At 40.8% G+C, this 18,981-nt stretch carries 26 protein-coding genes; 18 read left to right on the top strand and 8 right to left on the bottom strand.

Annotation, left to right across the window (positions count from 1 at the left end):
• Positions 1–9: 9 nt before the first annotated feature.
• Complete coding sequence (locus MHI16_RS09955; protein ID WP_050943897.1) at positions 10–576, top strand: YpmS family protein; 567 nt, start codon at positions 10–12, stop codon at positions 574–576.
• Between the two features lie 22 nt (positions 577–598).
• Positions 599–796, top strand: coding sequence for a protein YpmT (ypmT, locus tag MHI16_RS09950; protein ID WP_342497949.1), 198 nt, complete (start codon positions 599–601; stop codon positions 794–796).
• A 31-nt stretch (positions 797–827) separates the two neighbouring features.
• On the opposite strand, the gene MHI16_RS09945 is transcribed toward ypmT, so the two are convergent.
• The 3 genes from MHI16_RS09945 to MHI16_RS09935 all read right to left on the bottom strand — a co-directional run bounded on the left by MHI16_RS09945 (position 828) and on the right by MHI16_RS09935 (position 2,360).
• Positions 828–1,544: a DUF4397 domain-containing protein gene (locus tag MHI16_RS09945; RefSeq protein WP_342497948.1), complete on the bottom strand. Its 717-nt coding sequence runs from the start codon at positions 1,542–1,544 to the stop codon at positions 828–830.
• Between the two features lie 69 nt (positions 1,545–1,613).
• Entirely contained in the window at positions 1,614–1,874 is a 261-nt protein-coding gene (locus MHI16_RS09940) for a DNA alkylation repair protein (protein ID WP_095117826.1), read from the bottom strand.
• Between the two features lie 48 nt (positions 1,875–1,922).
• Positions 1,923–2,360 (bottom strand): MarR family transcriptional regulator, encoded by a 438-nt coding sequence (locus tag MHI16_RS09935; protein ID WP_095117824.1) that lies wholly within the window; start codon positions 2,358–2,360, stop codon positions 1,923–1,925.
• A gap of 137 nt (positions 2,361–2,497) precedes the next feature.
• Here MHI16_RS09935 and msrA point away from each other — a divergent pair, with 137 nt between their 5' ends.
• Both msrA and msrB read left to right on the top strand, forming a co-directional pair.
• Entirely contained in the window at positions 2,498–3,034 is a 537-nt protein-coding gene (msrA, locus tag MHI16_RS09930) for a peptide-methionine (S)-S-oxide reductase MsrA (protein ID WP_044141185.1), read from the top strand.
• Complete coding sequence (msrB, locus tag MHI16_RS09925) at positions 3,031–3,462, top strand: peptide-methionine (R)-S-oxide reductase MsrB (protein WP_342497947.1); 432 nt, start codon at positions 3,031–3,033, stop codon at positions 3,460–3,462. The genes msrA and msrB overlap by 4 nt, the downstream gene beginning before the upstream one ends.
• A gap of 51 nt (positions 3,463–3,513) precedes the next feature.
• Here the strand turns inward: msrB and MHI16_RS09920 are convergent, their stop codons facing one another.
• Positions 3,514–4,542 (bottom strand): SDR family NAD(P)-dependent oxidoreductase, encoded by a 1,029-nt coding sequence (locus tag MHI16_RS09920; protein ID WP_342497946.1) that lies wholly within the window; start codon positions 4,540–4,542, stop codon positions 3,514–3,516.
• A gap of 243 nt (positions 4,543–4,785) precedes the next feature.
• On the opposite strand from MHI16_RS09920, the gene MHI16_RS09915 reads away from it, so the two are divergent.
• Complete coding sequence (locus MHI16_RS09915) at positions 4,786–5,502, top strand: acylneuraminate cytidylyltransferase (protein WP_342497945.1); 717 nt, start codon at positions 4,786–4,788, stop codon at positions 5,500–5,502.
• 34 nt (positions 5,503–5,536) lie between these two features.
• On the opposite strand, the gene MHI16_RS09910 is transcribed toward MHI16_RS09915, so the two are convergent.
• Together MHI16_RS09910 and MHI16_RS09905 are read right to left on the bottom strand one after the other, a co-directional pair.
• Positions 5,537–6,499: a DUF3880 domain-containing protein gene (locus MHI16_RS09910; RefSeq protein WP_342497944.1), complete on the bottom strand. Its 963-nt coding sequence runs from the start codon at positions 6,497–6,499 to the stop codon at positions 5,537–5,539.
• A 15-nt stretch (positions 6,500–6,514) separates the two neighbouring features.
• Positions 6,515–6,889, bottom strand: coding sequence for a hypothetical protein (locus MHI16_RS09905; protein WP_095117816.1), 375 nt, complete (start codon positions 6,887–6,889; stop codon positions 6,515–6,517).
• Positions 6,890–7,096: 207 nt separating this feature from the next.
• On the opposite strand from MHI16_RS09905, the gene cgeC reads away from it, so the two are divergent.
• The 12 genes from cgeC (at position 7,097) to MHI16_RS09845 (ending at position 16,345) form a co-directional block, all read left to right on the top strand.
• On the top strand, positions 7,097–7,417 hold the full coding sequence (cgeC, locus tag MHI16_RS09900) for a spore maturation protein CgeC (protein WP_095117815.1): 321 nt from the start codon (positions 7,097–7,099) through the stop codon (positions 7,415–7,417).
• Positions 7,418–7,440: 23 nt separating this feature from the next.
• Entirely contained in the window at positions 7,441–8,730 is a 1,290-nt protein-coding gene (locus MHI16_RS09895; RefSeq protein ID WP_003215916.1) for a glycosyltransferase family 2 protein, read from the top strand.
• Between the two features lie 148 nt (positions 8,731–8,878).
• The gene (locus MHI16_RS09890) at positions 8,879–10,255 is read left to right on the top strand and encodes a sigma-54-dependent Fis family transcriptional regulator (protein ID WP_003216007.1); all 1,377 of its coding nucleotides are present in this window, start codon (positions 8,879–8,881) and stop codon (positions 10,253–10,255) included.
• Positions 10,256–10,372: 117 nt separating this feature from the next.
• Positions 10,373–11,773, top strand: a complete 1,401-nt coding sequence (gene ablA, locus MHI16_RS09885; protein WP_003215473.1) for a lysine 2,3-aminomutase — start codon at positions 10,373–10,375, stop codon at positions 11,771–11,773.
• Positions 11,774–11,775: 2 nt separating this feature from the next.
• Positions 11,776–12,057, top strand: a complete 282-nt coding sequence (locus MHI16_RS09880; RefSeq protein ID WP_003215937.1) for a YokU family protein — start codon at positions 11,776–11,778, stop codon at positions 12,055–12,057.
• Between the two features lie 79 nt (positions 12,058–12,136).
• Positions 12,137–12,361: a YozE family protein gene (locus MHI16_RS09875; protein ID WP_003215834.1), complete on the top strand. Its 225-nt coding sequence runs from the start codon at positions 12,137–12,139 to the stop codon at positions 12,359–12,361.
• 144 nt (positions 12,362–12,505) lie between these two features.
• Positions 12,506–13,186, top strand: a complete 681-nt coding sequence (locus MHI16_RS09870; RefSeq protein ID WP_012010279.1) for a hypothetical protein — start codon at positions 12,506–12,508, stop codon at positions 13,184–13,186.
• Positions 13,187–13,436: 250 nt separating this feature from the next.
• The gene (locus MHI16_RS09865; protein ID WP_003216084.1) at positions 13,437–13,607 is read left to right on the top strand and encodes a YozD family protein; all 171 of its coding nucleotides are present in this window, start codon (positions 13,437–13,439) and stop codon (positions 13,605–13,607) included.
• Between the two features lie 48 nt (positions 13,608–13,655).
• A complete protein-coding gene (locus tag MHI16_RS09860; RefSeq protein ID WP_003216036.1) occupies positions 13,656–14,264 on the top strand; it encodes a phosphatase PAP2 family protein in 609 nt (202 codons plus the stop codon).
• Positions 14,265–14,319: 55 nt separating this feature from the next.
• On the top strand, positions 14,320–14,637 hold the full coding sequence (locus tag MHI16_RS09855; RefSeq protein ID WP_058014886.1) for a YodL domain-containing protein: 318 nt from the start codon (positions 14,320–14,322) through the stop codon (positions 14,635–14,637).
• A 113-nt stretch (positions 14,638–14,750) separates the two neighbouring features.
• Positions 14,751–15,446, top strand: coding sequence for a purine-nucleoside phosphorylase (gene deoD / locus MHI16_RS09850; RefSeq protein WP_012010274.1), 696 nt, complete (start codon positions 14,751–14,753; stop codon positions 15,444–15,446).
• A gap of 68 nt (positions 15,447–15,514) precedes the next feature.
• The gene (locus tag MHI16_RS09845) at positions 15,515–16,345 is read left to right on the top strand and encodes a M15 family metallopeptidase (protein WP_106032562.1); all 831 of its coding nucleotides are present in this window, start codon (positions 15,515–15,517) and stop codon (positions 16,343–16,345) included.
• Positions 16,346–16,395: 50 nt separating this feature from the next.
• Here the strand turns inward: MHI16_RS09845 and MHI16_RS09840 are convergent, their stop codons facing one another.
• Positions 16,396–16,647, bottom strand: a complete 252-nt coding sequence (locus tag MHI16_RS09840) for a hypothetical protein (protein WP_003216113.1) — start codon at positions 16,645–16,647, stop codon at positions 16,396–16,398.
• Positions 16,648–16,739: 92 nt separating this feature from the next.
• The gene (locus tag MHI16_RS09835) at positions 16,740–17,438 is read right to left on the bottom strand and encodes a methyltransferase domain-containing protein (protein ID WP_342497943.1); all 699 of its coding nucleotides are present in this window, start codon (positions 17,436–17,438) and stop codon (positions 16,740–16,742) included.
• 151 nt (positions 17,439–17,589) lie between these two features.
• Here MHI16_RS09835 and MHI16_RS09830 point away from each other — a divergent pair, with 151 nt between their 5' ends.
• Positions 17,590–18,975: a S41 family peptidase gene (locus MHI16_RS09830; protein ID WP_342497942.1), complete on the top strand. Its 1,386-nt coding sequence runs from the start codon at positions 17,590–17,592 to the stop codon at positions 18,973–18,975.
• Positions 18,976–18,981: the final 6 nt, after the last annotated feature.

The raw sequence follows: 18,981 nt of genomic DNA, 5'->3' as shown, positions 1-18,981 counted from the left end.
GGTGAACGTATGAAAAAGTGGAAAAGCTTATTTTTTATTTTACTTGCAATCAATCTATTGATTGTACTTGCCTGCGGTATTTTGATGTTAATGCCAGGCGGTCAATCCGCTTCAACTAAAGAATTGAAAAGCGAGTATTCTTTTAATATATCTAGCTCAAAGGAATCACTCACCAGCTTTATCAATGATTACTTGAAAAATCAAGGGTCAAGCGATATGCCAGACTTTCATGTGGCGATCGATCAAGATGTGAAAGTAACAGGCGCCATTAAAGCTTTCTCTTCGACGATTGATGCAAACGTCTCATTTACGCCAACTGTCGAAGATAATGGTGATGTGCTTTTGAAAGTGGATGGCCTTTCAATTGGACAATTGAGCATTCCGATTAGTTTTGTTCTAAGCTACATGGGCCAGTTCTATGAACTGCCAGAATTCGTTCATGTGAAACCGGATCAAAAAACGGTTGAAGTGCGCCTTTCAGAAATGCCGTTGACGAATGATATGTATGTGAAAGCAAACAAAATTGATCTAGAGAACGATGAAATTGAGTTCTCATACTATCATCCAAAGCAATAGAAAGTGAGTCAGGAGTGAAATCATGAAGCGAGTCTATCAATATTTTAGTTTACTGTCGTTTTTATTTGCTGCGTACTTTGGCATCACAGCTGCCACTGATTTAAGAGCAGAAAATATCGATCAGTTTTACTTTAATATTGCCTATTGTGCATTATTTCTAGGTATCATGATTCTTGCTTTTGATTTTCAAAAGCAAGAAAAAGCTGAAGATGTCTCGTAAAGAGCCTTCCCTTTATGGAAAAGGCTCTTTTTTATATTTGCTGAGACAAGACCACCTTCGCCATAAGCTCTGGCTCTCCATTAGCAAATCCATGAAGCAGAATGAGGTATGCGCGATTTGCTTGCAGATGAACTTTTGGGATATCAAGCAGTATACTTTGAGTGCCGGCGGCTTTCAATTCAAAATGATATTTATTCGGGGAGAAATGATGAATGTGAGTGCTGTTTACATAGTGAAGCTCCTTAGCTAACACCCCTTGATCACGTTCATATATATCAATGGAAGGAAGGTCTGGAGAAAGGTGGACAAATGTAAGGGCTGACAGGTCTTCGTGTTGAATCAGAGGGTCTTGCCGTTCTGTCAGCAGCGCAAAACCTGCATGCGCACCTGTGATACATAGGGTGTAAATCTCGTCACGTTTAATCATCATACGAGAATGAAGGACTCTTTCTTTTGTTGCTAGCTTGAACACTTCTATCTCATACATTCCCTCATCCCACTCCATATAAGCTGTTAAATGGCTGTAAGGCATTTTTTTCAAGATCTCATTCCGGTTCACATATACAGCGAGCTCACTAAGATCTGGGGCAGCGTGAAAGAGCCGAATAAAGGCTTTGGGTGAAGGGCTGCTTTGAGGGTGCTCGAAGCCCGCAGCGAGTGGACGGTATGGATAGTCATGATATAAGAGCTGCTGCATGTCATCAATCCCTACTTTCTTATGCGATGGTGTTTTTTGTAGCGTATGCATGAAAAAGGCGATCTGTATAGGCAAAAGAAGCATAGAAAAAAGCCTGACGTTTTCCGTCAGGCCCGCATGTTAAGAAGGAGAAGAATATTGATGATATTCAGCTAGTTTAATGAACGTTTTTTCATCCTCAATGAGACCACAAACACCGCACTGGACCTTTATTTGAGGACCTTGATAGCTCATGTGAAAAGGGGAAAGCTGATCTCCTTCGTATCTTTCGACAACTGCTCCGGTCGCAGGGTCAAGCTTCACAGGTTCTGAAAGCTGCTCAATCAGATTAAAGCGCGTTCTGTTTGTTTTACAGTTTGGACAAAGATAAGGGCTTGTCATGATTCATTCCACCTCTTTTTATCCGTAGCATGTCCAGAGCGCTAAATTCTATGCTTCATCCTTTTGACTTTTATCCAGCTTTTTAAATAATCTGATCATTGTTTTTAGTTCCTCGTCGTCGAATGACTCAAATCGCTCCATAAAGTATTCTGTTTTCTTTTTCTCAAAATGCTCAGTAATTTCCTTACCCTTATCGGTTAAGTGGATTTTGATGATGCGGCGATCCTCTTTAGAACGGATACGGGTGATCCAGCCCTTTTCTACGAGTGTGTCGGTCACAGCAGTGATATGGCTTGCTGACACACCTAGAATGGACGCAAATTCCGTTACTTTTTTTGCACCTTGCTCACGAAGCAGATTTAAAATGAGAAATTCATTCCGAGATAATTCGTTTTCGAGCAGGCTGTTAATCTCATAACGGATCTGCTTAAATACGGTTCTCAGTAAAGTATCCATTTCATACATCATTTTTTTTCTTTGTTCCAATCATTAAACCCCCATTATATTTTAAAATACGACAAAATGCTTTTTTATATTTTAGGTATACAAGTCGTATCGTTTTCATTATTTTTCATCATGTTATAATATGATGATACCATTTTTTAAATGAAGGGGGCACTAATATGTCTGAAAAACAAGAATTAGCCACATTTGCAGGAGGCTGCTTCTGGTGTATGGTTAAACCTTTTGATGAACAGCCGGGCATTATCAAAGTTGAATCAGGGTATACTGGCGGACATACAGTGAATCCGACCTATGAAGAAGTATGTACAAATACAACGGGACATAGAGAAGCGGTTCAAATCACGTTTGATCCAGACGTTTTCCCATATGAAAAGCTATTAGAACTGTATTGGCAGCAAATTGACCCAACAGATGATGGCGGGCAGTTTGGTGATAGAGGAGAGTCCTACCGCACAGGTATTTATGTTCATCATGACGAGCAAAGAAAGCTTGCAGAGGCATCGAAAGAGAAGCTGAACGAAAGCGGCACTTTCCAAAAGCCAATTGTGACAGAAATTTTAGATGCTGCTCCTTTTTATCCCGCAGAGGAATATCATCAGCACTATTATAAAAAGAACAAAATGCACTACGAACGATATCATGTCGGTTCTGGCAGAGCGGGTTTTATTGAGTCCCATTGGAGTGATAAATCATGACAAATGACAAAGAAAAACGACTGAAAGAATTAAACCGAATGCAGTACGAAGTCACGCAAAATAATGGCACTGAGCCGCCATTTCAAAATGAATTCTGGGATCATAAAGAAGAAGGCGTTTATGTAGATATCATTTCTGGCAAGCCACTTTTTTCTTCTTTAGATAAGTTTGATGCCCATTGCGGATGGCCGAGTTTCACAAAGCCGCTTGAAGATGAGGAAGTAGCGGAAAAGGTGGATAAGAGCCATGGGATGGTGCGGACAGAGGTGCGCAGCAAGACAGCAGATTCTCATCTAGGCCATGTCTTTCCTGATGGACCAGGACCAAATGGTCTTCGTTATTGTATTAACTCAGCCGCTTTAAAGTTTATTCCAAAAGATGATCTTGAAAAAGAAGGCTATGGGGATCTGAAACATCTATTTGATTGATCTATTGAAAAATCGCCACATGGAAAGCATCTGCTTCCGTGTGACGATTTTTTATTTTTTATGATGCGTATGATGTAATTGTTCAATGATGCGGAATAGCTTTTCTTTTGTAATGAGAGGCGCTTCATTGGATGTGTAATTGGTTAAGTCGACTTTTTGAAAGTCAGCATGCAGTTGTGGTCTTGGTAAAATGGCATAAAATTGTTCATGCTCAAATAGTGCATCTGCTTCGTGCGGAAATGTGAGCTCTTCGTGAAGCTTTTCTCCAGGTCTTTTCCCGACAACGAGAATATCCGGAGATGCGACATTGATTTGAGCAGCATATTCATGAAACGCTTTTAAGAGATCAGCAAGCTGTAAAGACTCCATCTTGAGAATGAACGTTTCGCCGCCTTTCATCATGATGGCTGCTTGAAGTGTGAGGGAGACAGCCTCTTCGATGGACATAAAAAAACGTGTCATATGAGGGTCCGTTACAGTCAAAGGTTTTTCATTTAACAACTGCTGGAGCATGATGGGAATGACGGAACCTCTTGATCCAAGCACATTGCCGAAACGCACAGAGCAAAACATCGTTTTTTGATTCGGAATGCTTTCGTTTGCTTGGAAAAATAGTTTTTCTGAAATTAATTTTGTTGCACCCATGGCATTTGTCGGAGAAACTGCTTTGTCTGTGGAGATGTTGACAACATGACTGACTTCATGTTCGATTGCAGCCTCAATGATGTGCTGCCCGCCGATAATATTTGTTTGCACGGCTTCAAACGGATTGTCTTCACAAGTGGGTACTTGTTTTAAAGCAGCTGCATGAAAGATGATATCAACGCCTTTGACGAGCTGTCTCACGCGGCTTGCATCTCGTACATCGCCTAAAGCGAAGGCGACTTCTGGGTGATCCGCATACTCATTTTTCATCATGTATTGTTTGCTGTCATCTTTGCTGAAGACGATAATCTTTTTTGGAGAGCATGATGTTAATTTTTTCACAATTTGACGTCCGATTGAACCTGTACCGCCAGTAACTAATATCGTTTTGTCACGAAAAAAAGCCTTCAAACTCGTTTCTATCTTTTTGGACATATCTAATCCCCCAACTCTCATTTCTCTACTTTGCATCATATGTGAAAGAGTGGTATCCGTTTGAGGAAAAGAACCACTTTCTATATAAATTAGGTGAACACATTATAACCATCTGCATGACGTTTTAATAGAATATGGAGAGATAAGAGAATAAGTAGAAAAATGAGAGACCTGAACACTTCAGTACTGCGATCAGCTCGGAAGAATATGTAGAGAGCTTTGCGCGAGGGGAGAAGGGAATACATGTATAGGGGAAATCGTATTTTAGCCTTGATACCAGCTTTTAGAAGCAGGCGCGATCAGCATGATGAACACATTCGCGTATTGGCGGAGCGGCCGCTCATCTATTGGACCATTCAGCCGTTACTGCAAATGATTGAGTTAGACGAAATCATCGTCTCTACAGAGGATGTCAATACACAAATCATTTCTTCTCACTACGGAGCCCGTGTGATAGAACTTCCAGACAGTCATGTAACAGAACAAACACCGTCACTCATAGCGGTGAAGCATGCGCTTGCTTACTTAGAGCGTGAGGGGAAAACCTTTGATATTGTTCTATATTTGCATCCATCGTCTCCTTTAAGACAGCCGGAAGATATTGAGAAGTGCTTGCAGCTTCTAGTAGAAGGGAGCTATGACTGCATGGCATCTTTTACAGAGGCGCTAGAAAATCCAAATGAGACATGGACATTGCATGAGAATAATGAAGCCACTTTATATAAGGACAATCATTACTTTTTCATGCCAAAGAAAGAGCAGCCATACACGTATGGTCGTTTAAATGGAGCAGTGTATGCTTTTCATGTTCCATATGCAAAAGAATGCATTCATTCCTTTTTAGAAGGATCTGTTGGAGCGTATATCATGGATTCCCAAAAATCACTTGTGGTCAAACAAGAAGAAGATTTTGAGAAAGCGGAGAAAGTCTTATTGGCTCGCAGAGATGCGGAGGGTTAGGTATAAGAAGAATTTCAACGAGAAAAGCGCCCGGTCATAGGGCGCTTTTTACGATCTCATAAAGTCTGTGTGGAAATGACTCAAATGTATTCCATGAAACGACTTGTTCGTAATTGTTTCGTGCGATTGCTTTTCTTTTCTCGGCATTTGATCCATAATATTCAACCTGTTCCAGCAAATCGTCCTCATCTTTATAAAAAGCGAAGCTTGAAAAAGCTTGAGGTGGTTGTAGATCCGTCAATTGAAAGCTTCCAGCTGCAGCGATATCAAACGCTCTGTTGTTCAGGCTTACATTTTGAACCATGGCTTTGTTTTTGTTATAAGCAAATTGAGCCGGTCTGTGCGGGTTAAGAACAATCGCTGATTGCTGATAGATGTCCGCCAATTGCTGAGGGCTCAGCCAATTGGTCACTAATGTGAGATCGCGATCATGTCTTCGTGACTTATTTAAATGACGATGCCATTCCTTACCTGCAACGAGAATTCGCCATTTTTTCTGTTGTAAGAGTGTATCAATGGCTTTCATGCGGTTGGGATAAGGGTAGCCAATGAGTGCAATGTCGTAGATGCACATCTTTTCAGACGATTCGTTTTTTTGAAAAATACGTGTATTTGCCGGAATGGGAAAGTAGTAGGCGTCAACTATGCCCAATTGCTTGTAAAAAGGCAAAGCTCCTTCATCAATTGTTAATATGAGGCGCGCATCACGCGTGCAAGCAGCTGACACATCTGTATAAAAGGGATCTTCTGTCATCCACAAAACGATCGGGATCTTTTCTTGTTTGAATTGATAAAGCACTTCGCTCGGAACATGATCACCAATCATCATCAAAACAAAATCCGGAGAAAATGTCCGGATTTTGTGCATGTGTGACTGTATAGATTCTCTTTCTATCTTGAAACATGAAAAGGGTGAATCAATGAAGCTTTCTTCTACCCAGTGATCAAACATTTGATAGATCCCGCCGTAGCCAGAGCTGATATAAAGTAGCTTCATGATAGATTTCTCACTTTAAGTTGTAAATGTAACACTTTCAACTTTATCTACATCTAAAAGAGTTGTTGCAGAGCCAGTAGGTGTAACAGAACTTTCCTGTGTGACAAAAACGATACCAGTTGAAGCATTGAATGCTACAAACTGAACTGGGCCAATTAAATCTCCAGAATCCATCACAATACTAATGACCGTTCCTGGTGCAAGTCTTGCGAAAATCCATCTTGCTCCTTTAGATGATTTAAGGGATGTAGCAGCTCCGCTTAAAAAATCGTTTAATTTATCTTCCACTTCTGTACCTCCCTCTTCGAGATTGACTGTTAACGCTTGACTAAGCGGCTTGAAGAATAGTTTCAATAGTTCTTTTTTTAACTCGGTACGATTGTCGCTCATTTTATCCCCATCCTTTCTTCAACAATTGAAACACACCACTATGTATATGCCGCTCACTTTTTTTTGGTATAAGCAGAACGCTGATTCCTTGTTCTTTTTTCATTTAATCACTTCACACATTTTTTAAAATGTGTTCAAATGCTGAGGCTAAATGAAGTGGTTCTCATACTCTAGTAAAGATTAAATGTGAAGAGAGAGGGATTATGAATGGAATTTGAACAATTATTAAATGATTGGAACGAAGAATTACTAGAAGTTGAAGGTGTACTTGAAGTTATCTTCATTTTACTTCTTCTTCGTCTTTTAGAGGAAAAACAAGAAGAAGGTTCGTCAGAAATCAAAGAGTTGCTGCGTTCTTGGTTGGAACTTGGTATTCCATTGCCGCGTGTTCATTTAGTCAATGGTGAGGTGCTCCAAAACGTGATTGTCGTTCAATTGTTTCATACAGTGGCGGTTTTTAAAAATGCAACAAATCAGTTAAGAGTGAGCGTTCCTTACGCAAACATTGTTAGTTGGGGAGCTTTTTAATCTCATTAAAAAGGATAATGCCTATGAAAGTATCGGTGATTTTAACAAGTTACAATAAACCTGATTATATTGATCGTGTGCTAAAGAGTATGGTGGAACAAACGTATCAAAACTGGGAGCTTTTGATTATGGATGATGGCTCAGAGCCAGAAACAATGAAAAAGATTCATTCCTTTTTAAACGATGACCGTATTCAGTTGTATCCGCACACTGTTCATCCTGCAAAAAGGCTTGAGACTGTACGTTATGCGACGCTTATTAATGAGGCATTAACACGTATATCAGGGGAGCTTATTTGTTATTTAACGGATGATACAATGTATTGTAATGATCGTTTGCAGAAGATGGTGGAGGTTTTTCAATCAAAGCCAGAGGTAGATATCGTTTATTCCTCGCAGCGTGTGATCCATGTTGATAAGCATCTGGTAGAAACAATGACCTTTGTACGTGAGGCGGAACACGTGTTAGACCATGCGTCCTTTCAAGTAGATCACTGTTCGGTCATGCACAGAAGCCGCTTGCTTCCATTGATTTATAAGAAATTTGGGCAATATTGGGATGATGAGCCGAAGCATTGGCATCATGCAGATTCTGTTTTTTGGATGCGGTTGAATCATTTTGCTGCGTTTCATCCATTAAAAGAAGTACTTGATATCACCTTTAAAACACCCCAATCCTTTCATCACATGTTTTCAAGTATGCCATATGATGTAATTGATGGGACGGTGATCGAAAGAGAAGGAAGATATTTCCAACTTGTTCATGGGGATCTTAACCAAATTGATAAGCGATGGGTGAATGAAAAAAAGAGGCGTGCAATTCGTGTTCCTTTGTTATGTGCAATGAAATATGAGGTAAAAGATACGCTGGTTGTGCCGAACTATACAGTCGTCACCGCAGATAACGGAAGAACGTTTTATTATATTGAAGATCAGAAAAAAAGACGATTTGCTTCAAAGCGCGATATGCAATATTTTCAGTTTCATCCAAAGGAAATGTGCGCCGTTTCAAACGAACTGTTACAGACGTTTGACGATGGCAAAATCATTCAAGTATCCCCTGAATTCAGCCCGCCAAATCGCCGGCTTTTTAAATGGCAACGAGATGTCTATTTACTTGTGCATGATACCTTCTGCCTTATTGCCCCTGAGGTGGTTAAGTTATTTGCGTTTTATCATCAGCCCATCAAATTATATCCTTCTCAATTTACTTTATTTCAAGAAGGAAAGCCGATCGTGCCGCTGTATAGGGAATCGCTGCAGGAATTCGATATGTCTCTTTATCAAACATCCGGGCGAAAGCACTCCTCATAAGAGGGGTGCTTTTTTTAGCAATGAAAGCAGGAAGTAGAAAGGAAAAAGCGAAACATGAAAAGGACAGGGAACCTTTTGGAGATGATCAAGCCGCTGAAAATCCGGCAATAGATGCCGGTTTTTCGGCACTGGAAGTGAGGGGAAAAGAATGGGGAAGGTTGTCGAAAGAGCGGATTGGTTTGAATTAATTTTAGAAGCCATTGATGAAGCCATCCATGTTGTAGATGATCAAGGAATGACGATTTTTTACAATCATAATGCCGCCAAGTTTGACTGTTTGCAAAAAGAAGAGGTGATTGGCAAGTACATTCTTGATGTGTATCCCTCTTTAACAGAAAAAACAAGTACGCTCATGCATGTTTTGAGAACAGGGAAGCCCATTTATCATTCGCTGCAAACCTATTTGAATAAAAACGGAGAAAGAATTGAAACCGTCAACACGACATTGCCTATTATTGAAGACAGCCAGTTAATAGGTGCGGTCGAAGTCGCAAAAGATGTATCGAAGCTGTCAGCCCTTTCGAATCGTTTAGATCAAAAAAAACGAATACACGATGCGGCTGGGGCAGAACAAATGCATGATTTTTCTTCATTTTTAACAAATGATCCGCTCTTAAATGAAATGCTTGAAAAGGCAAAAAAAGCTGCTGCTTATCCGTCATCAGTTGTTGTCTACGGGGAAACAGGGACAGGGAAAGAAGTGCTCGTTCAAGCCATCGTTCATGAATCTGATCGGAAAAACCAAGTGTTCATTCCGCAAAACTGTGCGGCACTCCCAGAATCGCTACTTGAAAGCCTATTGTTCGGATCTGTCAAAGGGAGCTATACAGGCGCAATTGATCGCAAGGGGCTCTTTGAATTAGCTGATGGAGGCACGCTTTTTCTTGATGAACTGCAAGCGATGCCGCTCACGCTGCAGACGAAATTATTACGTGTGTTAGAGGATGGCGTGGTGCGCCGCATTGGAGATGCAAAAGCGATTCAAGTAGATGTAAGACTCATTACTGCACTCAATATGGACCCATTTGAAGCGGTGAAAAAGCAAATTTTAAGAGAAGACTTATTTTATAGACTGCATGTGTCATCTTTTCATATCCCGCCGCTTCGTGAGAGAAAGCAAGACATCCCGCTGCTTTCCCGCCATTTCATTCAAACCTATCATCAGCAGTTTTCAAAAAACGTCAAACGCCTTTCTGAAGAAACAAAGCAATTGTTTATGGCTCACCACTGGCCGGGGAACGTTCGAGAATTAAAACATACCATTGAGCATGCCGTATTGATGATGCCAAAGGAAGCGGAAGACATCACACCTTCATACCTTCCTGCTCATTTACGTACGCAGAAGCTTGAGGAAGGAACACTCAATGCCTCCTTAAAAAGTCAGGTTTCTTCATTTGAACAAACACTCATTCAAGAAGCTTTAAACAAGCATCATGGCAATATTAAAAAAACCGCTGCCGCTTTAAAAATCCCTCGACAAACACTGCAATATAAACTGAAGAAATATGCAGATGCCGAAATATAGGCATCACTATCCATTGAATATCACGGGTAAAGCTCCTTCTATAAAGAATAGGGGCATTTTCCCATGTTGGCACATAACTTGCATAGTATAAGGAGAATGCTGATAGGGGGAATGGATATGAATCAAAAACTATATGAACCGGCGCGTCATTGGAAGGACATTGAGCTTTGGAAAGATGTACCTGAGGAAAAATGGAACGACTGGATTTGGCAGCTGACGCATACCGTGAAAACGCTTGAAGATTTAGAGAAAGTCGTAAACTTAACAGAAGAGGAAAGAGAAGGGGTGAAGATTTCCACCAAAACCATTCCACTTAACATTACACCCTACTATGCCTCATTGATGAATCCAGACGATCCAAGATGTCCAGTACGTATGCAATCTGTGCCAATTGCTGAGGAGCTTCATAAAACAAAATATGACCTGGAAGACCCGCTGCATGAAGATGAAGACTCACCTGTCCCGGGGTTAACACATCGGTACCCAGATCGTGTGCTCTTTCTTGTAACAAATCAGTGCTCCATGTATTGCCGCTATTGTACGAGAAGACGTTTTTCCGGTCAGATCGGTATGGGCGTGCCAAAAAAGCAGTTAGATGCTGCCATTGGATATATTAGAGAAACACCTGAGGTGCGGGATGTGTTAATTTCCGGCGGAGATGGGCTCTTAATCAATGATCAAGTGCTTGAATACATTTTGAAAAACTTACGAGACATTCCGCATGTTGAAATCATTCGCATAGGAACCCGCGCACCGGTCGTCTTTCCGCAGCGCATTACAGATGAGCTGTGCGAGATTTTGAAAAAATATCATCCAGTTTGGCTGAATACCCATTTCAATACAAGCATTGAAATTACGAAAGAAGCAAAAGAAGCGTGCGAACGTCTTGTAAATGCCGGCGTGCCTGTAGGTAATCAGGCCGTCATCCTTGCAGGAATTAACGACAGTGTGCCGATTATGAAGAAGCTGATGCACGATCTCGTGATGATACGGGTCAGACCTTATTATATTTATCAGTGTGATTTATCTGAGGGCATTGGCCACTTTAGAACACCAGTATCAAAAGGTCTTGAAATCATAGAAGGCTTAAGAGGGCATACGAGCGGCTATGCCGTGCCAAGCTTTGTTGTGGATGCACCAGGAGGCGGAGGAAAGATCGCCTTGCAGCCAAATTATTTATTATCGCAAAGCCCTGACAAAGTCGTCCTTCGTAACTTTGAAGGTGTCATCACCTCTTACCCTGAACCAGAGCATTACGTCGCAGGCCAGGCAGATGCGTATTTTAATGAAATTTATGAAGAGAAACAAGACCCGGCAATTGGTATTACCGCACTATTTGAGGATGAGGCGAAATCGTTTACGCCAGAGAATTTAAGCCGGATGAAACGAAGAGAAGCATATGAGACAAATCCTGAGCATGACACACTCAAAAACAAACGTGAAAAACGAGATGAATTAAAAGAGAAAAAATATCAAGCGCAGCTCAAAAAAGATCAAACTGTAAAGGAGGAGAAATAACCTTGCTGACATGTGATTGGTGTGAGGAAAACAAAGCAAACAGAGAGCAGACAACAGTCTATTGGGAACTGATCACTGGCACACAATCCATTGAAATCATCGAAACACCGTCCATTTCCTGCACACACTGCGGTATGACATATCAAAAGGATGAGACGGTTAAAGGGATAGAAGATCAATTAATTTTAGTGGATCAGACAAAACTTCCAGAAAAAATTTCATACGAAGAATTAATGAGCATGGAGCGGTTATTAAAGCGAAATTACTTTGACTTTTCATCATAAGTTGTACCTCCGCCTATACAAGTCATCAAATTGCTGTATAATATAACAACAAAATAGAGTGTCGCGGAGGGAAAAACAGGTGAAGTCGTTTTACCATTATTTAATGAAGTACAGACATCCAAAACCGAAAGATGAAATCAGCCATTTTGCAAATGCTGCTTATGAGGATCACAGCTTCCCGAAAGCGTCCACTGATTATCATGAGCTTTGTGCCTATTTAGAATTAAATGGCGATTATTTAAGCTCAATGACAACATTTGACGAAGCGTTTGAGCAATATGAAGTAGAAGTCAAAAAAAAATAACACACAACCGCTTTTTCCAGATGGGAGAAGCGGTTTTTTGATGAGAAATAAAATGGCGTTTTGCATGGTGTGGTTGCCCATGCAGAATTCCTTGCGCCGGCATACGATACGTTAAGACCAAAAGTCGGGCAAGGGGGAGACAGAATGAAGGCGAAAGCACCAAAATATCAAGTAGGGGATATTGTCGTCGTTGTCATGTACGGCACAGTTGGAACGATTACAAAAGTCCATCAAATTGACCAGCACTATTTGTATGAGGTCAATCATAATGAGGTGCTTTATTTTGAAACATCACTTCAGCTTTACGATGAGTACGACGGGGTGATTGTGGATACAGAAAAGCTGGACATTGAATATGAGTTCCTCATTGGCGATGTTGTATATGTAAAAGATTACGGAAAAGAGCTATTTAAAATTATTGGCCATCGAACTGAAATATGGCGATACCTTGATGATGGCTGGGAAGATGTCATTTACGAACTCACAAGGCTAAAGGACGGAGAGTGGCTGGAAACAGAAGAGGAAGACTTAACGCTTGTCCTGAGGAAATATGAGATGGACCAGTTCGTTCATCAGCTTCTTTTTGTGCATTACGTCGGTGAAACCTCAAAAGAAATGGAAGAAGATATGGTGCAAACAGCTCTATTACAATTAGAAGAGAAACAAGAAAGCGAAGCATCACTAGAATTTCTCGCTGTATCTATAGTGGATGAGCTTCTTGATATTTATAATGACTATAAAATTCTCTACGAATTTTTCGAAGATCCAGAATACAAAGATATGATGGATTTTATATTGGAAAGTTTACACGAGCATTTTGGTTAAAGAAAGACTTGTCCTAACACGAATAAAAAATAAGGCACACAGAAAAAAACAATCACATAAAACCATCCCCTCAAGATACGGCCCATCACCTGATCAAACATTTCTCCATCTAATATGCTGAACCATTTCATTGCCTCAAACCCCTTTTCTTTTTGTTTATTGCATTTATATGTATGGAATGAGCCATTATGACAAACTGTAATAAAAAACAGGCGTCGTTCATACATCATAAAAAAGGAGGCGGAATGTCATGAAAGAAGCAGATTTGGTGATCGATACAGAGGAAATTGCGGAATTCTTCTACATGGAGCTGGTCAAAAGAGGGTACATACCTGCTGAGCTGGAAACGTTTGAGCTGGCTGACATTACGTTTGAATATATGCTGAAAAAAACAATGATAGTTGAAGAAGAGGCGTGGTAGGCACTATACTTTGAAGTGATTCTGAAGAGAGGGAGGAGAATCTTTCGCGTGTATATCCTATTTCTTTTAATTTTATTTGGTGCCATTGCTGCGCTCATGGTATCTGGAGCGGGTCAAGCATTGGACAACCAGATCATCTTATGGTTTGAGAGCATCAGACTCCCTTTTTTAAATGATGTCATGCTGACTTTGACGGACTTTGGCATTAGTGCGCTGCTCGTGCCCATCATGCTCATTTTTAGTGTCGCTTTATTCATGTATAAGCGCTATTACTCTATCATGATGCTTTTTCTATTATATCTCACAGAAAAGACTATCAATCATGAACTAAAGGGGCTGTTTGCTAGAGAGCGTCCAGCCTTTGATCATCTTGTCAATGAAACGTATTACAGCTTTCCGAGCGGACATTCGATGAATGCAGCCACAATCTATCCGTTTATAGCTTATCTATTAGTTGAAATGATTCCATGGCTGAAAGAAAGACAAAAAATCGTCTACTTGATCACAGGGGTCTGTGTTGTTTTGATTGGGATCAGCCGAATGTATATCGGCGTTCATTTTTTGACAGATGTCGCAGGCGGTTTTGCGATAGGACTTGCTTTATTTCTCATTTGTAAAAAGATTGACGGAAAATTGTCTGCCATTCGACAAAAATAGAAGAAGGAAATTGACAGACCCCAGCCAATTTTATATAAAAGGGGAGGGGATTTGAATGCAATTGACGTTGAGATTTTTTCAAAAAAAACCTTCAGCATTTCACTTAACCATTTATCAGACACCTGAATATGGCGCTGCAAGCGGGCATCAACCTGTGTACCGAACAAAGATTGGCGGCAGAACACACCTGGATGTTCTGGAAAAAGCATTCTCGACATTTAATGTACATGATACAGTCCCTAGTGATTACAATGCACGCTTTATGACAACAGGCGATATTGTTGTGATTGATGATAAGAAAAAAGGAAAGTGCTATTATCAGCTTTTTCCGGCAGGATGGAAACGCAGTAAGCGGCTGATGACAATGAGTTAAATAGATGATAGACGATGCCAGCTTGAGCTTCAGCTGGTATTTTCTTTTTTGGACTCAATTGTTTATACTAAATAGGACAAATCACATAGTAAACGTAAGTGGAGGCTAAAAAAATGAGTGTACATATTGGAGCAGAAAAAGGACAAATTGCAGAAACGGTATTGCTGCCAGGCGATCCGCTTCGTGCGAAATATATTGCAGATACATATTTAGAAGATGTCGAATGCTATAACGAAGTGCGCGGAATGTATGGTTATACGGGAACCTACAAAGGAAAGCGCGTTTCTGTACAAGGTACCGGAATGGGCGTACCTTCTATTTCGATTTATGTGAATGAACTCATTCAAAGCTATGATGTTCAAAACTTAATCCGCGTCGGATCTTGCGGGGCTATTAAAAGGGATGTCAACGTACGAGATGTCATTTTAGCTCAAACATCTTCAACAGATTCACAAATGAATCGTGTGGCGTTTGGACCGATTGATTACGCACCTTGCGCTGATTTTGGACTGCTTAAGAAAGCATACGACACAGCAGAAGCAAAAAATGTCGCTGTACGTGTCGGTAATGTATTTACAGCAGATCAATTTTACAATGAAAAACCACTTGAGCTCATGGCCCAATACGGAATTCTAGCAATTGAAATGGAGACAACCGCACTATATTCGCTTGCAGCAAAATTTGATCGTAAAGCGTTATCCATTCTGACAGTGAGTGATCATGTTCTCACAGGAGAAGAAACAACGGCTGAAGAGCGTCAAACGACATTTGACGAAATGATCTTAATTGCGCTAGACTCCGTTTTATAATAGTATAAAGGGTGTGCTACGATGTAGCGCATCTTTATTTTTTTAGAAGAGCAAAAGGAAGGTATGTCATGAAGAAAAGCTATAAAATACTCTCAATCGCATCGATTCTTGGTTTGACAGCCGCACTATCGGGCTGCCAGTTGCTGGATCAAAAAAGCGGTACATCTGAATCGAACAAAACAAACGAACAAAAAAGCGCAGAAAATTCATCTCCCCAGCAAAACTCAAACAATACAGCAGATTCATCGGATCAAGAGCTGACGTTAAAGAGTGAATATTTCAATGACATCAAAGTGGTAAGCGGGCTGAAAACCATTCAAAATCCTGCAAACGTGCTAGCACTTGTCAACAAAGAATACGCATTACCAGGAACCTATAAACCTTCTGATCTCGTTGTTCCAAAAGTAGAATTCTCTTTTTCAGAGGATATTGAAAAACGATATATTCGTAAAGAAGCAGCAGAAGCACTTGAGACATTATTCAAAGATGCGAAAAAGAAAAACTTTGAGCTGGCTGCCGTATCTGGCTATCGCTCCTATGACCGTCAAAAGGTCATTTTTGATAGTGAAGTCAAGTTAAAAGGCAAAGAAAAAGCGCAAGAAGCAGTAGCTTTACCAGGCGAAAGTGAACACCAAACAGGCCTTGCAATGGACATTTCCTCAAAAAGTGCCGGCTTTGACATCTCTGAAAAGTTTGGTGAAACACCTGATGGCAAATGGGTGGCTAAAAACGCCTATAAATATGGTTTTATCATTCGTTATCCAAAAGGAAAAGAAGACATGACAAAATATGAATATGAGCCGTGGCATCTGCGCTATGTTGGAAAAGAAGCAGCAAAAGCGATGCATGATCACGATTTAACATTTGAAGAGTACATGAATAAAGTGAAGAAAATTTAATCAAATAAAAAGGCCTCCCAGCTATTCGGGGGGCCTTCTTTATTCTTCTTTTAAAAAAAGAACAATCCTGCTAATGCGAAACCTGTAATGAAACCAAGCCCGATGCCATAAGCGGCACCCCAGCCGTAATACCCTCCGTAATAACCAAAGCCAAAGCCGCCGCGAGAACCGCCGACTGGACGAATATACACTTTGCGGTTTGTCACCCGCTCAATGCGTCCGACATGTACTCTGCCATTACGATCTGTGATTCTAGCGACTTTCCCCATATGCTGCTGACAAAGCTTTTGATAGCGCTCCATATTTTTCCTCCTTATGACAAACTCTTTTCCCTCTTATCCTATGCGAGAGACCTCATAGAGTTTGGACAAAACATATAGGAGATTCGCTCATTTTATACGGTACATTCAAATAGAATGTGGCTTAGCTGCTTTCGGTGCGCTTGAATCAGATCGTAGTGTGTTTGCATCGTTTCGTAAAGAGAAGACGGGATATATTCAGATAATTCCATTTCTGTCGGCTCCTCTTGTACCATGTGATCATCAAATGAGAGAATTCGAACGTCATGAAATCCTGCTGCTTTTAGCTGCTCCTTCCATTCTTCAAGTGAAAAGAGTGCGTGAAACCCGTAAAAATCTCGAACGGCGGCAAGCTCCTTCGGTGTAAGGGGTGCTTTTAATACTGCTTCATTCGCAACAAGTTGACTTCCAGGGGCAAGCACGCGTTTAATCTCAGCAAGTGCCGCTGGAAGGTTGGTAAAGCTCAAAACAGATTCACTGATCAGAAGAGTGAACGCTTCATCTGGAAATGGCAGCTGTTCGATCGATGCTTGCAGTGCGCGGATCGGCAGTTCTTCTCGCTCAAATCGCAGATTGGCCTTTTCAATCATCAAAGGGTGTGTATCAATCGCCTCCACCTGATAACCGATATTGCCTAAATATGCCGCCGTTTGTCCAGTCCCGCATCCCGCATCCAGTATGCGTGCATCCGGCGTCAATTTTATATGCTCAAGCATCGTTTTTGTAAACTCAATTCCACCAGGATGGGCACTAGATACGCCAAAATAGGCAAGCATTTCTACATAATCACTCATAAAATCCCTTCTTTCCTTATCAAGTTCCTCTTTAAAGATTATGCAATGTAAGGTCAAATGGCTTATCTTTTCAAAGAGAACTTCGATCCTTTGGTTGACGGATGATGCATCGTCCTTGATAATAATGAAAGGAGATAAAGGTGGTGTTTTTTTGAAAAAACAATTTAAGATCGTCATCGCTATTTTGGTGACAGCGGCACTGTCCTCAGCGATTACATTTGTGATCACAAAACAAGGGACTGTCAATGTCTCAGGAGATGAGAAGTTTAGTAAACTCATGGCTGCGTATACGAAAGTAAAAGATGAGTATTACGAAAAAACGGATGATCAAAAACTAGTAGATGGTGCGATTCAAGGAATGATCGCATCACTTGATGATCCATACTCTACATATATGGATCAGGAGGAAGCCGAAGGATTTAACAACACCATTTCTTCATCATTTGAAGGAATTGGTGCACAAGTAGAAGAGAAGGATGGACAAATTTTAATTGTCGCACCGATTAAAGGCTCTCCTGCTGAAAAAGCCGGGTTGAAACCTCATGATCGTATTTTAAAGGTGGATGGAAAAAGCACAAAAGGCATGTCGGTCAATCAAGCAGTCTCTCTAATCAGAGGGGAAAAAGGAACGGATGTCAAGCTTCACCTTAACCGCCAAGGAGTGGGAAATGTTGATGTGACCATCACAAGAGACACCATTCCAGTTGAAACAGTGTATGCAAAACTCACAAAAGACAAAATAGGAGAAATCCAAATTACGTCCTTTGCTGAAACAACATCGAAAGAGTTAGATAAAGCCATTGATGACCTCGAGAAAAAAGGGGCAAAAGGGTTTGTCATCGACCTGAGAGATAATCCAGGCGGTATCATGACAGAAGCGATTGAAATGAGTAATGACCTTATCGATAAAGGGAAAGTCATCATGCAAGTTGAAGAAAAAGGGAAGAAAGAAGAGTACAAGGCTGAAAAAGAACGTAAAGTTCATCAGCCGGCAGTTGTCCTTGTAAATGGCGGTTCAGCCAGCGCTGCAGAAATCATGGCGGCGGCTCTACACCAATCTTCAGGTATCAAAATTATTGGTGAAAAGACATTTGGTAAAGGAACTGTTCAAAATGCGCAAAGCTATAATGATGGTTCTAGTGTCAAGTTAACCATTGCCAAGTGGCTGACGCCGGATGGTTCATGGATTCACAAAAAAGGAATTGAACCACAGGTCAAAGCATCACTCCCAAGTTATGCAAAGCTGCCATACTTAAGCCCGAAAAAAACGTATCAGCTGAATGACAATGGAGATGAAGTCAAAGCGGCTCAAAAAATGTTCCAAGCGCTTGGCTACAAAGCAAAAGCAAATGGTGAGTACGATCAAGCCTTCCAGACGATCGTCAAAAGCTTCCAAACAGACAACGATCTGAAAGCAGACGGAATTCTGACGGGAGATACAACGACAGTACTGATGACAAAGATCCAAGATAAGCTAAAGAATAATGATACTCAAATGAAAAAAGCGATTGAAGTCTTGAAAAAAGAAATGAAATAAAGAAAG

The organism is Bacillus sp. FSL K6-0923 (assembly GCF_038630825.1).
GTDB lineage: Bacteria > Bacillota > Bacilli > Bacillales > Bacillaceae > Bacillus > Bacillus pumilus.
The sequence above is the reverse complement of the archived record's forward strand: the minus strand, read 5'-3'. Positions and strand labels throughout refer to the sequence as shown.